At 55.8% G+C, this 13,675-nt stretch carries 14 protein-coding genes; 7 read left to right on the forward strand and 7 right to left on the reverse strand.

Going from position 1 to position 13,675, the window contains the following annotated elements; translation table 11 throughout:
• Positions 1-107: 107 nt before the first annotated feature.
• Positions 108-674: a tRNA 5-(aminomethyl)-2-thiouridylate-methyltransferase MnmM gene (gene mnmM / locus FD38_RS10890; RefSeq protein WP_057734138.1), complete on the reverse strand. Its 567-nt coding sequence runs from the start codon at positions 672-674 to the stop codon at positions 108-110.
• Positions 674-1,312 carry a phosphatase PAP2 family protein gene (locus FD38_RS10895; RefSeq protein WP_057734140.1) on the reverse strand — a complete coding sequence of 213 codons (639 nt, stop codon included), beginning with the start codon at positions 1,310-1,312 and terminating at the stop codon, positions 674-676. Before FD38_RS10895 ends, mnmM begins: the two co-directional genes overlap by 1 nt.
• Positions 1,313-1,714: 402 nt before the next feature.
• On the opposite strand from FD38_RS10895, the gene leuS reads away from it, so the two are divergent.
• Entirely contained in the window at positions 1,715-4,150 is a 2,436-nt protein-coding gene (leuS, locus tag FD38_RS10900) for a leucine--tRNA ligase (RefSeq protein ID WP_057734141.1), read from the forward strand.
• 300 nt (positions 4,151-4,450) lie between these two features.
• Here leuS and FD38_RS13120 read toward each other — a convergent pair whose 3' ends face one another.
• The 3 genes from FD38_RS13120 to FD38_RS10910 all read right to left on the reverse strand — a co-directional run bounded on the left by FD38_RS13120 (position 4,451) and on the right by FD38_RS10910 (position 6,206).
• Positions 4,451-4,576 carry a hypothetical protein gene (locus FD38_RS13120; protein WP_263862343.1) on the reverse strand — a complete coding sequence of 42 codons (126 nt, stop codon included), beginning with the start codon at positions 4,574-4,576 and terminating at the stop codon, positions 4,451-4,453.
• A 385-nt stretch (positions 4,577-4,961) separates the two neighbouring features.
• Positions 4,962-5,726, reverse strand: coding sequence for a flavodoxin family protein (locus tag FD38_RS10905; RefSeq protein ID WP_057734143.1), 765 nt, complete (start codon positions 5,724-5,726; stop codon positions 4,962-4,964).
• A 156-nt stretch (positions 5,727-5,882) separates the two neighbouring features.
• Positions 5,883-6,206 (reverse strand): hypothetical protein, encoded by a 324-nt coding sequence (locus tag FD38_RS10910; RefSeq protein ID WP_057734144.1) that lies wholly within the window; start codon positions 6,204-6,206, stop codon positions 5,883-5,885.
• A 273-nt stretch (positions 6,207-6,479) separates the two neighbouring features.
• Between FD38_RS10910 and FD38_RS10915 the strand changes: the two genes are divergently transcribed.
• Positions 6,480-8,123 carry a putative polysaccharide biosynthesis protein gene (locus FD38_RS10915; protein WP_057734146.1) on the forward strand — a complete coding sequence of 548 codons (1,644 nt, stop codon included), beginning with the start codon at positions 6,480-6,482 and terminating at the stop codon, positions 8,121-8,123.
• A 12-nt stretch (positions 8,124-8,135) separates the two neighbouring features.
• Positions 8,136-8,837, forward strand: coding sequence for a pseudouridine synthase domain-containing protein (locus tag FD38_RS10920; protein WP_057734149.1), 702 nt, complete (start codon positions 8,136-8,138; stop codon positions 8,835-8,837).
• Positions 8,838-8,907: 70 nt separating this feature from the next.
• On the opposite strand, the gene FD38_RS10925 is transcribed toward FD38_RS10920, so the two are convergent.
• A complete protein-coding gene (locus FD38_RS10925) occupies positions 8,908-9,735 on the reverse strand; it encodes an NAD(P)H-hydrate dehydratase (RefSeq protein WP_057734150.1) in 828 nt (275 codons plus the stop codon).
• Positions 9,736-9,876: 141 nt separating this feature from the next.
• Here FD38_RS10925 and pepV point away from each other — a divergent pair, with 141 nt between their 5' ends.
• Together pepV and FD38_RS10935 are read left to right on the forward strand one after the other, a co-directional pair.
• On the forward strand, positions 9,877-11,277 hold the full coding sequence (gene pepV / locus FD38_RS10930; protein ID WP_057734153.1) for a dipeptidase PepV: 1,401 nt from the start codon (positions 9,877-9,879) through the stop codon (positions 11,275-11,277).
• A 19-nt stretch (positions 11,278-11,296) separates the two neighbouring features.
• Positions 11,297-11,800 carry a universal stress protein gene (locus tag FD38_RS10935; RefSeq protein ID WP_057734155.1) on the forward strand — a complete coding sequence of 168 codons (504 nt, stop codon included), beginning with the start codon at positions 11,297-11,299 and terminating at the stop codon, positions 11,798-11,800.
• Positions 11,801-11,983: 183 nt separating this feature from the next.
• Here FD38_RS10935 and FD38_RS10940 read toward each other — a convergent pair whose 3' ends face one another.
• Positions 11,984-12,310 carry a PepSY domain-containing protein gene (locus FD38_RS10940; protein WP_057734157.1) on the reverse strand — a complete coding sequence of 109 codons (327 nt, stop codon included), beginning with the start codon at positions 12,308-12,310 and terminating at the stop codon, positions 11,984-11,986.
• Positions 12,311-12,646: 336 nt separating this feature from the next.
• Here FD38_RS10940 and FD38_RS10945 point away from each other — a divergent pair, with 336 nt between their 5' ends.
• Both FD38_RS10945 and ytpR read left to right on the forward strand, forming a co-directional pair.
• The gene (locus FD38_RS10945; RefSeq protein ID WP_057734159.1) at positions 12,647-12,979 is read left to right on the forward strand and encodes a thioredoxin family protein; all 333 of its coding nucleotides are present in this window, start codon (positions 12,647-12,649) and stop codon (positions 12,977-12,979) included.
• A gap of 22 nt (positions 12,980-13,001) precedes the next feature.
• Entirely contained in the window at positions 13,002-13,643 is a 642-nt protein-coding gene (ytpR, locus tag FD38_RS10950; RefSeq protein ID WP_057734161.1) for a YtpR family tRNA-binding protein, read from the forward strand.
• Positions 13,644-13,675: the final 32 nt, after the last annotated feature.

Below are 13,675 nucleotides of genomic sequence, written 5' to 3' on the forward strand. Positions count from 1 at the left end.
TTCTTATCATGAATCGTTGATTTAACAACATTTCCATTGACAAGACGTAGAAAAAGCGCCAGTTCCCAAGCTTGTGGGAACTGACGCTTTTAAGGTTCTAAGAGAAGTCACCGGCGTTCGATGGCTAACAGATACGGTGGCTGGTGAATCTGGTTGATGAAGCCGTATTGGAGCACCTGGTAGTCGTGCTGGGGCAACGTCGTACAGAATTGGTGAACGGCCGTCGCTTCCGCGGCCCCGCCGGGATGACCCGAGTAGACCATCAGGAGTAGGCGGCCGCCCCGGGTGAGGTGCGGGAGAAGCGCCCGGACGGCCGTTAACGTGGTGGTCGCCCGTGTGATCCGCGTTTTATCGCCGCCGGGGAGGTAACCCAGGTTAAAGATGGCCCCCGCAATCTGGGTCGTGGGGGTGAGGTAGTCGGCAACGTGTTCGTGCCCGGTCAGGTGCAGGTCAACGCGGTCGGCGGCCCCGGTTAAGACCAGTTGCGTTTGGGTCCGTTGCAGGGCGGCCGCTTGAACGTCGAAACCGATGACGTGCCCGGTCGGCCCCACCAGTTGGGCCAAAAAGACCGTATCGTGACCGTTACCGACCGTGGCGTCCACCACGGTCGCGCCCGCGTACACGCAGTCGGCCAGCAGGGTGTGGCTATAGGTCAAGGCATTCGGGAGATTCATTATAAGTCGCTTCCTTTACGGGTCAACGCCCACTGGGTCAGCGTCAGGCAGAAAAAGCCCAGCAGCCAGCCGCCCAAGACATCGGTGGGGTAGTGGACCCCCACGAAGACCCGGGAGACCCCGATGGCTAGGATCCAGAAACTGGCCAGGCCGATGATCACCGTTTTCCAAACGGGGTGGTTGGCCAGGTAGTAGGCGGTCAGCACGATCACGGCGCCCCACAGGAGCATGGCGGTGATGGAATGGCCGCTGGGAAAGCTGTAGGAACTAGCGGCGACCAAGCGGTGAACGGTCGGCCGTGGTCGCTGGACCAGGTTCTTGATCACGGTGTTGCCCAAACCGGCCCAACCGGCCACGTTGATCAGGATCATCAACGCGGCGCGAAACCGACGGGCGATGACTAAGACCGCTAGGAGAAGGAGGGTGATCCAGACTACGCAACGGGGATTGCCCGCCGTGGTGATGGCGATCATCCCCTGGGTGACGCTCGCGGAGACGGGGCGGCGAATCAGGTGAATCAGGCTAGTATCGATAGTCGAAATCCAGGCCTGGTGGGTCGTGATCCCCCAGAGATCAAGGAGAAAAAGTAAGCCGGCACCCCAGGTCAGGGTCCAGCGCCAACGGGAAATTTTGGGCACAAGTCATCGGTCCTTTAGCATAAATTTGATGAGTCAAGTATAGCATAATCGGTTAGGGGAATTTGCCGGGAAAACTCCCGGTGGCGCCTTGCTTTTCCCTAGGGGGTTTGCTAAGATTAGGACAATTACCACGTAACACTCAACGTTGACGAGAAGTAGTAGCATTTTTCAGGCCTTTAGAGAGCGGATGGCGCTGCAAATCCGTGACCTGAATCCGCGAACTTATCTCCGAGTGATTCTGCCGCAAGGTGGGCGTCTGGCGCCGTTATCCGCCACTGAGTCCCAGACATTGGGAAAACGTAGGTGGTACCGCGCTCAAACGCCCTACAGAAATTGGCCAATTGGCGATTTCTGGGGGCTTTTTTTGACACAACGTGGACTTAGAGGAAAGGAAGATTCATTTTGGCATACAAACACCAAATTATTGAACGCAAGTGGCAACATTACTGGCGGGTCAACGAAACCTTCAAGGCTTCGGACAGCACGACTAAGCCCAAGTATTACGTCTTAGACATGTTCCCTTACCCATCCGGGCAGGGACTGCACGTGGGGCATCCCGAAGGGTACACGGCGACCGACATCATGGCCCGTTACAAGCGGATGCAAGGCTTTAACGTCTTACACCCCATGGGTTGGGACGCGTTCGGTTTACCGGCCGAACAATACGCGTTAAAGACGGGGCACAACCCCAAGGACTTTACCGCGCACAACATCAAGAACTTCAAACGCCAGATTCGCTCGTTAGGCTTCTCCTACGACTGGAGTCGCGAAGTCAACACCACCGACGAATCCTACTACAAATGGACGCAATGGATTTTTGAACAACTCTATAAGAAGGGCTTAGCCTACGAAGACAAGATCATGGTCAACTGGGCGCCCGACTTCATGGGTGGGACCGTCGTGGCCAACGAAGAAGTCGTCGACGGCAAGACCGAACGGGGCGGTTACCCCGTTTACCGCGTGCCAATGCGCCAATGGGTCTTACGGATCACGGCCTACGCCGATCGCTTGTTGACCGACCTAGACGACCTGGATTGGCCTGAAAGCATCAAGGAACAACAACGTCACTGGATCGGCCGTTCCGAAGGGGCCAGCATCTTCTTTAAGATCGCCGACCACGCCGATAAGCAGATCGAAGTTTACTCGACGCGGCCCGACACGTTGTTTGGGGCGACCTACATGGTCTTAGCACCGGAACACAAGCTGGTCGATGAGATCACCACGCCGGAGCAACACGACGCCGTACAAGCCTACAAGGAAGCCATCGAAAGCAAGTCTGACTTGGAACGGACCGACCTGAACAAGGATAAGTCCGGGGTCTTCACCGGGGCCTACGGAATCAACCCAATCAACGGCAAGAAGTTACCGATCTGGATCGGTGATTACGTCTTAGCGTCCTACGGGACCGGGGCCATCATGGCCGTTCCCGCCCACGACGAACGGGACAACGACTTCGCCAAGAAGTTCAAGTTGCCAATCATCCAAGTCATTGCGCCTGCAGACGGTAGTGACGTGGACGTGCAAACGGCGGCCTACACGGGCGACGGGAAGCACATCAACTCCGACTTCTTAGACGGGATGGACAAGGCCGAAGCCATGACCGCGGCCACCGACTGGTTGGAAGCCCACGATGCGGGTCACAAGCAGGTCAACTTCCGGCTACGGGACTGGATCTTCTCGCGGCAACGTTACTGGGGCGAACCGATTCCCGTTATCCACTGGGAAGACGGCGAAACCACGTTGGTTCCGGAAGACGAATTGCCATTACGTTTGCCGGCTGCTAAGCAACTCGAACCTTCGGGAACGGGTGAAAGCCCACTGGCGAACCTGGATGACTGGGTCAACGTCGTGGATAAGAACGGTCGTAAGGGGAAACGTGAAACCAACACCATGCCACAATGGGCTGGGAGTTCGTGGTACTTCTTACGTTACGTTGATCCACACAACGACAAGATGATTGCCGATCCGGACAAACTGAAGTACTGGATGCCCGTCGACCTCTACATTGGGGGCGCCGAACACGCCGTCTTGCATTTACTGTACGCGCGGTTCTGGCACAAGTTCTTGTACGACCTGGGTGTTGTGCCGACCAAGGAACCGTTCCAGAAGTTAGTCAACCAGGGGATGATCCTGGGGACCAACCACGAAAAGATGTCCAAGTCCAAGGGGAACGTGATCAACCCCGACGAGATTGTGGAACAACACGGGGCCGATACCTTACGGCTGTACGAAATGTTCATGGGACCGTTGGAGGCTTCCAAGCCGTGGAGCACGGAAGGTATCAACGGGTCCCGGCGGTGGTTGGACCGCGTTTGGCGCTTGTTGATCGATGACAATAACCACTTGCGGGATCGCGTCACCATGATCAACGACAACCAGCTGGACAAGATCTACAACCAAACGGTGAAGACCGTGACCGAAGACATCGAAGCCATGCGCTTCAACGTGGCCATCTCACAATTGATGGTCTTCGTCAACGAAGCCTACAAGGTGGACAGTCTGCCATTGATCTACATGGAAGGCTTCGTCAAGTTGATCTCGCCGATCGTCCCGCATATCGCCGAAGAGTTGTGGTCACTGATGGGCCACGACGACACGATTGCCTACGCCAAGTGGCCAACCTATGACCCGAAGCAATTGGTCGAAGACGTCGTCGAGATGGTGGTTCAGGTCAACGGTAAGGTCCGCGCGCACTTGAAGGTCGCTAAGGACGCCGACAAGGACAGCATCGAACAAGCCGCCTTAGCGGACGACACGGTCAAGACCCACGTGGATGGCAAGACCATCCGCAAGGTCATCGTGGTGCCCGGTAAGTTGGTCAACATCGTCGCTAACTAAAAACTAATTTAGAGGATTCAGCGCTTCCGGACCAATCAGCAATGGGCTGGAACGGGGTGGGCACGACTTCAAGCCCGTAAATCAGGTCTTGAAGGCCGACCTTTGTCTAAGCCGACTGAAAAACGTCGACTAAGACAAACGACACCCCTGAGCCCATTGCTGATTGGTCCTCCAGCTCACATTGGGTTTATTAAACGACAGTGAATGATTATGTTGTCTAATGATTGCGTTTTAAGCCTGATGCCAAATAAAATCCCACGATTACCGAAGGACGCTCCGGTAATCGTGGGATTTTTGACGTTATTTGGTAGCTGGCTTGGGTGTTGGTCGGTTGGGGCCAAAGAAAGTGGTTAGTTGTTTGGCCTGGGCCCGTTGTGTCGAATTAAACGGCAAGTCGCGGGTCGGAATCGTGGTGGGTTTACTCATCGTCAGGACCTCCCTTAATCAAAACTTCAATAATTGCTGATTAGAGCCTGTCTTAAAAGACTAATTTAGAGGATTCAGCGCCTCCGGGCCAGTCAGAAACGGGCTGGAACGGAGTGGGCACGGCTTCAAGCCCATAAATCAGGTCTTGAAGACCGGCCTTTGTCTAGGCTGGCAGGAGACGCCAGCCAACACAAATTTCACTCCTGAGCCCATTTCTGACTGGCCCTCCAGCTTACACGAGTTACAACAACAATTAAACTTCAACAAAGGGTACATAGATGACCATTTAAATCGTTGATTGATTTCTAAGACAGACCCCAGTATAGCCTATCGGGGAGAAGACGGCCAGTGATTGGCCCGCCCACTGAATCAGGACATCCCAAGCCTAACGCCGCCGGTGCCGCACGAAGGTAAAGAAGTGCAACAAACCCGCCAGTAAGACGTAGAAGATCACGACGAAGCTGGCATAGGTCAGCCAGAATTTGCCGGGCGTAAAGACGCCGAACCACCAGGCCTGTAAGCCCATGGTGACCAGAGCCATGGCGGCAATCATGACGAAAAGCAGTAGGTAACGTTTCAAGGTATTATCATCCTTTCGCGGTCGGTGAGCGATCTTGTGGCCCCAGCGGGTACATTCGGCGAGTTTTGCCGGTCGGGGAGTCTCCGTGCCCCAGGTGCCGGTGCCGACGAACTCGCCCACCTTGATCAGTCCGGCGCCGGTCAGGACCCGGTCGATGGTGACGAAGGTCTGGTCGGTGATGCCGGTGAAGAAGTTGTCCAGGGAACCGATAAAACAAGTGGTCATGCTGAGATAGTGTTTGTTTTTGTAGTTGCCCGGTAAGGTGTCACCCACCGAGTTCATCTTCACTAACCGAAACCGCATACAATCGAAAAATTGTTTCATCACGCCCGGCAACCCACCCCAGTAAGTCGGGGCACAGATAATCCAAAAATCGCTGGCCGCTAGTTTGGCTTCCAGCGTATCTAGGGCCGGACACGTTTTTTCGGGTGTGTCCGGGTAAATCTCGTAGTCGCGTAAAAAGACCGTTTCCACCTGCGCGTCGGCGGGTAAAGCGGTCAGGACGGCTTGCAGGTAGCCGGCCGTGATGCCCGTTTGCTCGTGACTGCCTAGTAAGGCTAGATAACGCAAGGTCATCCCCCCATTCGTTAAGACTGCGACTAGTCTACTACAAAAACCAGTTGAGAAGCAATTAGGGAACCCCCGCAAAGCCAATGTTATCAGGCGATTAGCGAATCTGACGGGACTAAAAAAGGACCAGGTCGCCCCGGTCCAAACTCAACTTCTTTATTGAAACAGTTCCGTGATGATGGCAAAGAATCGGTGCCGAACCACGTCATCTTCACCAGCCTTGGAGAACTGGTAATTCAGCAAGTGACGGTCAAATTCACGGAAGAACACGTTGGCCATCTTGTGGTAATCACTATCACTGGTCTGGTCGATCCGCTTAAAGCTCCGCCAAGTTGCGTAGAGCAACTGTTCGTCAGGGATGTCCTTTAGTTCCGGGAATCCATGGCGAATTCGCTTGGTCATCTGAATGACTTCTTGTGCACGCTCCGGGGACATTTGCATCTTCGGGGTAGCAGTTGCTCCAGATACTGTTTGTGCCATACTGGTCTGCCTCCTTAAAAAACGCTCAGTGTGTCTAATAACTGACTTCCTATACTCTAGAATACCACTGTTGACGCGATTCGGTAAATTGGAGGTCGCCGGGCAACCAACTTTTCTCGCCGGATTTACTTAAGGGTTACAGAAAACTTAACCGGAAGCTGAGGCTTGCAAGTCACCGACTATGGTATAATATTGGTTTGATTACCTCGCCTTTCATGGGGAAGGTGGGGTCATTAAACTTCGAATTTTAACCAAGTGAAAGTAGGGTGTCAAATGGCGGCAAAGTCTGATAATCCGGGCAACCAGAGTGTCGATGCACAGGAGCAAATGGTGGCGGGATCGGCGTGGATGACGGCAGGAAGTATTTTTTCGCGAATTTTAGGTGCGGTCTACATTATTCCCTGGAGTATTTGGTTTGGCACCTTTTTCTTACAAGGTAACGCCCTCTACGGCAAAGGGTATAACATTTACAGTTTCTTCTTAATTGCGGCGATTGCGGGGGTGCCCTCGGCGATTGCCAAGCAGGTCGCGCACTATAACGCCTTAAACGAGTACGGCATCAGTGTGCGCTTGTACCAACGGGGCCTGGTGATCGCCATCGGGACCGGGGTGGCGATTGCGGCGTTGATGTTCTTTGGGGCCTCCCTGTTTACCGGGGGCGATCAAAATCTGGTGCCGGTCCTACACTCGTTGGCCTGGGCGATTCTGATCATCCCCACGATGAGCCTGACGCGGGGGTATTTCCAAGGGTTCCAGCAAATGGCGCCCTCGGCCATCTCCCAGTTCGTCGAGCAACTGGCCCGGGTGATCTACATGCTGGTGACGGCCTTCCTAATCATGCGCGTCCTCAAGGGCAACTGGGTCACGGCCGTGTCCCAATCGACCTTAGCCGCGGCGGTCGGGGCCTTATGTGGGTTATTGATTTTGGGCGTGTACTACTGGCGGCGGCGCGGGCATTTCCGGTCGTTGGTCCAACACAGTAATAACCAATTAGTCGTGCCGGCTAACCAGTTATACCGGGAAATCGTGACCCAGGCCGTGCCGTTCATCGTGCTGGGAGCCGGGATCACCATCTTCCAATTGATCGACCAATACACCTTTGCGCCCATCATGCACGCGGCGGGGCACTACACGGACGCCTATCTGAACGACTTATTTGCGCTGTTCGGGGTGAACGCCAACAAGATCATCATGATCACGATTTCGTTGTCCTCGGCGCTGGCCATCACGGTGGTGCCGTTGCTCTCCGAAGCCTATACGCGGGGGAACAAGCGGGAGATCTCGAGTCAACTGACCAACGCGTTTTTGATGTTTGAATTCGTGATGATTCCCAGTGCCTTGGGGATGTCGGCGGTCGCGCGGCCGTTAAACATCGTCTTTTACGGCCACGCCCAGGAAGCCTTGGGAGCGTCGATCTTGGCGTTCTCATCGTACCTGTCCATCATTTTGGGCCTGTACACGGTGGTGTCGGCTCTGATGCAGGGAATTTCGCAAAACAAACGGGCGGTGAAGTATTTCTTGGTCGGAACCGTCGTGAAGTTCGTGGTGCAATGGCCGCTGGTCTACTTCCTCGGCACGTTTGGCCCGCTAGTGGCGACCGGCATCGGCTTTTTGGTGACCTGTTATCTGATCATCCATTCCCTCAATTATCAATTTGGGATTAACTACGCCACGATCGCTAAGCGCACCAACGGCATCTTACTGTCCTCGATCATCACCTTTGGTCTGGCCAGAGCCGTAGTCTGGGCCGGCACCTGGTTACTGGGGGACAACCGGATTATGAGTTTTGTGGTGGTCGCTCTCGCCGCTCTTGTGGGCGGGTATTTCTACGTGTACACCATGCTGCACAGCCGGTTGGCCGACGACATCATGGGACCACGGGTGGCGGGCTTACGCCGTCGTTTGCACATTCGTTAGGAGGAAATCGGGATGAATCTGGAACACTACTTAACCGAACACCATCAGGGGACCCGCCGTCAAATCGTACGCCTGTTGCGTCAGGAACGGGTGACCGTCAACGACGCCGTGGTGGTCACGGGCCACACCGCCGTCACCGCTACGGATCGCATCTGTGTCGACGGGTTGGCCGTGACCGGTCGGCAACCGCAATACTTGGTGTTTAACCGGCCGTTAGGGTTTCAAGACGACCTGACGCCAACGACGCCGCGAAGCCTCGGGGGTCTACTCAACGAGTTTGACCGCCAGTGGCAGTTGACCGCCTTAGCGGACCTGCCTAAGGAGGCCACGGGGCTGGTCTTGGCCAGTGACGATACCCACTTCTTGACCGATTTGCAGCGCATCGGGTGGGCCAGTCAGCTGACCGCCCAATTAACGGGACCGGTGGCGCCCGATTTATCGGCGCTCAAGGCGGCCGTGACCTGGCAAGCTTTGACCGTGACACCGGATGCGGTCCATCAGACCACCACTATCGTGGGCACCACCAAGGGCGTGGCCGCCGCGGTGATCGCGCTCAGTCAATTACCGGGCCTGATCGGGCCGGTGACCCGGACGGGCGTGGGGCCGCTGACGTTACCCGGGGACTTACCCGTGGGGACCTATCGCGGCCTCTTCGCCCCGGAGATCGATGCGTTAGTCGCACCGCTAGATGCCACCACCCCGGCACCAAAATAAAACTATAGAGCTAATTAAAGGGTTCCTTAGCGGCCGTGGCCGGTAGGGAACCCTTTTTGCGTGGTTGACATTAGTGGGCCTCATGGGCCTTCATGAACGCGGGCAACTGTTCCGTGATCTGGTGGGGTAAGACCACGTATTGCGTTTGGGCCAGCTCCTCGGCAATCGCGCTGTGGCTGTACACGGCCGCGAGCACGGCGTGGGTGGGGTCACTGAACTGGGCGAGAAAGCCGCCCACCATGCCGGCTAAGGTGTCGCCCATGCCCCCGGTGGCCTGCGCCGGCGTCCCCAGTGGGTTCTCGTAGGTGCCGGTCGCCGTGTAGATCTCGGTGCGGTGGGACTTGAGGACCACCGTGGCGTGCAGGCGGTCGACGGCCTGGCGGTTAGCCGCCTCGGTCTGGTCCGCGATGCGAATCCCGCTGATGCGCTGCCACTCCATCTGGTGGGGCGTTAAGACCAGTGGGACGGCGGGAAGCGTTAACCGGTGCTCGGCGACCAAGGTAATGGCCGACCCGTCCACCACCAGAGTCTGCTGCGGCGTCACCAGGGCCAAGACCCGTTTCAGGGTGGCCAGCGCCGGGGCGTCCGTGCCCAGTCCGGGGCCGATCACAATCACGTCGGCGCCGGTGACCAGCGAGGTCAGGAGGGCGTCGTCGTGGTAATCGGCGAACATGGCCTCGGGGAGGCGGGCGTGCAGGCTTCCCTGGTTACTGGGGTCGGTGAGGGTGGTCACCAATCCGGCACCGGCGTAGACGGCGGCGGCACTGGCCATGATGATGGCGCCCCCGAAGTTTTGGTTGCCCCCAATCAAGACGATGCGTCCGTAAGTCCCCTTATAGCTATCGGCCGGGCGCTGCCGAATGGTTTGCGGTAAAATTTCTGCGGTCAGGGTTTGCATCCTGAGGACTCCTTTCGGTTTCAAGTAGTTTCAGTATAGCATGATTGAAAAGTTACGGTGAAAACGTTCTCTTGGTATGCTAAAATGGAGCATAAGCAAACTGCGGCTTGGTCCGCAAGATATCAGTGAGGAGGCTCAATCATGGCAATTGATTGGCAAAAATTAGCACAGCGCTACCGCGACGCTTACCTGGCGGATCTGAAAACGTTGGTCGGCATCGACAGTTCCCGTGACGACGCTCTGGCCACGGCCGATTACCCGTTAGGCCCCGGGCCCGCGAAGGCGTTGATCGCCTTTTTAGACCTGGCTAAACGCGACGGCTTCATGGTCAAAAACCTGGATAACTTAGTGGGTTACGTTGAATACGGAACCGGCGACCAGACGTTAGCGATTCTGGGCCACGCCGACGTGATGCCGGCGGGCAAGGGCTGGGCGACCGACCCGTTTGAATTGACGGCTAAGGACGGCAACTTATACGGGCGGGGCACGTCCGACGATAAGGGCCCGGCGTTAGCGGCCTACTACGGCTTAAAGATGTTAAAGGACCAAGGCATCGACCCCAAGATGAAGATCCGCTTTATCGTGGGGACCGATGAGGAAAGCGACTGGACGGGGATGAACCACTACCTCGACTTAGAACCGGCGCCCACGTTAGGTTTCTCGCCGGACGCCGAATTTCCGTTGATCAACGGTGAAAAGGGGAACGTGACCTTCGAGACCCACTTCAAGGGCGGTAACGTTGGGCCGTTTACCTTACAAACCTTCGATTCCGGTCTCCGGATGAACATGGTGCCCCGCGACGCCGAAGCCACGGTCACGGTACCGGACCCGGCTAAGCTGAAGACCAGTTTTGAGATGTTCTTGGCCCACGCGCCGGTCACCGGCGACCTTACAGTTGAGGGGACCACGGTGCACCTGCAACTGGTCGGCAAGGCCGCTCACGGGATGGAACCCAAGAACGGCATCAACGCCGGGACGTATCTGGCGACCTTTTTAGGGCAGTTCGAATTCGGGGGCGACGCCGCGGATTTCCTGCACCTGATCGCCAACGACCTGCATGACGATTCGCGCGCCCACCGGTTAGGCTTGAACTATACCGATGACGTGATGGGCGATTTAACCATGAACGTCGGTATCATGACGTTTAAGGCCGACCAATCTGGTGTGGTCAACACCAACTTCCGGTACCCGACCGGCACCGGGGCGGCTCAGATCTTAGCGGGGCTGCAACAAGCCACCGCCCAGATGAACGTGACGGTGGAACAGGGTCGCGAAATGGTACCCCATTACGTGGACCCTAGTGACCCGATCGTTGCGACGTTGATGGACGTTTACCGGCAACAAACCGGGGATACCACGGCCCAACCCGAAGTGGTGGGCGGTGGAACTTACGGCCGCCTGATGAAGCGCGGGGTCGCCTTTGGGGCGTTGTTCCCCGGCACGGCAGACACCATGCACCAGGCCAACGAGTTCCAACCGGAAGCCGACCTCTTGAAGGCGATGGCCATCTACGGCCAAGCGACCTACGAATTAACCAAGTAGGGCTGAAGGAGGAAACGATATGGCACAAAAATATCAGCGAATTTTAGTTGGTGTCGACGGGTCGCGTCCTTCCAAACGAGCGGCGGAAAAGGCCATCGCGGTCGCACAACGTAATCACGCCGAACTGGTGATTGCGGCGGTCATGAGTGGCGGTCGCTACGTGGGGTTAGGCACCACCGAGGTCGGGTTTGGCTATGTCGACCAACAGGTGATGGACGAAGCGCGCCAGGAGTTTAGCGACATCGTCGAGAACTACCGGCAAAAAGCGGAAGCGGCGGGCGTCAAGAACGTTACCACGTCCGTGTATTACGGGCACGCCAAAGTCGATTTGGCGCGGACGTTACCGCAGGAATTTGATATTGATCTGATCATGCTGGGGGCGACGGGGTCAAACGTCGTCGAACGGATGATGATGGGGTCCACGGCCAGTTACGTGGTGACCAACGCGGTTTGTGACGTGTTGGTCGTGCGGACCGACAACCACAATCGCGCCAACAAAATCAAAGTTAGTCAGTTGAGCTAGGGCCCGATGACGATGAGTCTGGGACAAAAATCCCAGGCTTTTTTGTCGTCTCCGAATATTTGGTGCCGAAACGGGCGCCAAAAGGTAGCTGGTTCCGCATAACCGTCGTTTGTGCGCATACAAAAACAGCGTCACCCGGGTAAGTGGGTCACGCTGTTGCTGAAGGTTTAGTTTGAATTCGGTTTAGAGACGGTGAATATCCAACACACTACCGGTCTTAGCGTCGGCAATGAATTGATATTGGACCAATTGGTCATCTTCGTAGCGGGTGATGCCCCCATAGTAGACGCGGGTCTTCACCGCAAACTTCTGAAACGGCACGGTTTGCCGTTCGATCCACGCGCCTTCGATGGGCGATTCTTGCCGGAATTGGCGTTTTACCTGATCCAAAATCGTATCCGGATCCAAATGGGTGAGACCGCTGAACAAGCGGGTGATGAAAATGCCCATGATGCCGCCGAGTACCCCGCCGAGACTTAATTGATAAAGTTGACCATTTTTAGCAGCCATACGACCGCCTCCTTAAGCAAATAGGTTATTGGGCAATGTTACCACCACTTCTGTCTTTAGTATAGCAATGATTGCGGGGAAGTTCCCGTAAAAAGCTAGAAAAAACCGAAAAAGTTCGCGCCCCGTTCTGGGGGTGCTCCCGGTGCGCCGCTGGACCCGCAAAAGAACGGTAAAAAGATGCGGTGACCACGGGCCAAACGTCCCGTGAGGTGCGAATTTGCGGGCAGGTGGGTGCGGACTTAGTGTACGGTTGTAAACTTAAAGTTCGACAAGTGGCCTAAAAATGCTATAATGGTGGGCGTATATTTTTAAACTTAAATAAAGGAGTGTTGTTTTATGGAACAATTACCCAAGATGTCAGCGACGGAGTTAAAAGATGTTGTGAAGTCCGGCAAGACCATGCTGTTCTTCTCGGCCACTTGGTGCCCTGATTGCACGTTCATTAAGCCCGCTATGCCGGCGATCGAAGCCGAATATCCCGATTTTAAGTTTATGGCGGTCGATCGTGACGAGAACATCGACTTAGCTGCTGAATTAAATGTTTTTGGTATTCCGAGTTTTATTGCCTACGCCGACGGACAAGAAATCGGCCGGTTAGTAAACAAGGATCGTAAGACCAAGGCGGAAGTGGAAACGTTTATTAATTCCTTATCCACACCAGCCGACTAAAACCGTTTGAAAGGATCCCGACATGTTAATTGCTAGTTACAATCCCCGTGAGTTAGGGGATACTTTGATTGTCATCGTTGCGCAAGACACCCCAGAACAGGCCCACACGGTTCGTGATGGCATCGCGCGGATTTATGATCCCGCGACCGAAAAGACCCTGGGGTACAACTTCTTAGCGGCCACCGAAATCCTCCCCGAACTGCAGGGACAGGGCCAAGTCGCCTTGTCCGCTGCGGACGTGGCGGCGTTGAACCAGGCGCTAGAAGCCGCCGGGTTTGCCGGTGAATTGGTCGCCGAGACCAGCTCCCGCTTTGTGGTGGGCTACGTGAAAACGGCCACGCCTCACCCCGATTCAGATCACTTATTGGTGACCGAAACGGTGGTGGATAACGACCAGACGCTCCAAATCGTGAGTGGGTCACCGAACATGCAGGCCGATATCAAGGTGGTCGTTGCTAAGGTGGGCGCCATGATGCCCAACGGGTTGATCATTTGGCCCGGTGAGTTGCGGGGCGTGCCAAGTAACGGGATGATCTGTTCAGGACGCGAGTTGGGCTTAGCCAATGCGCCCCAACGTCCTGGTGCGTTAATCTTGCCGGATGATTACCAGGTCGGCGACGAGTTTGACTTCGATCGGGGTCAGACCATCTTCGCTGCTAACTAATGCGGTTATTTCAGCGAAACGACAAACTTCTA

The sequence above is a fragment of the Levilactobacillus zymae DSM 19395 genome (assembly GCF_001434115.1).
In the GTDB taxonomy this organism is placed as follows: domain Bacteria; phylum Bacillota; class Bacilli; order Lactobacillales; family Lactobacillaceae; genus Levilactobacillus; species Levilactobacillus zymae.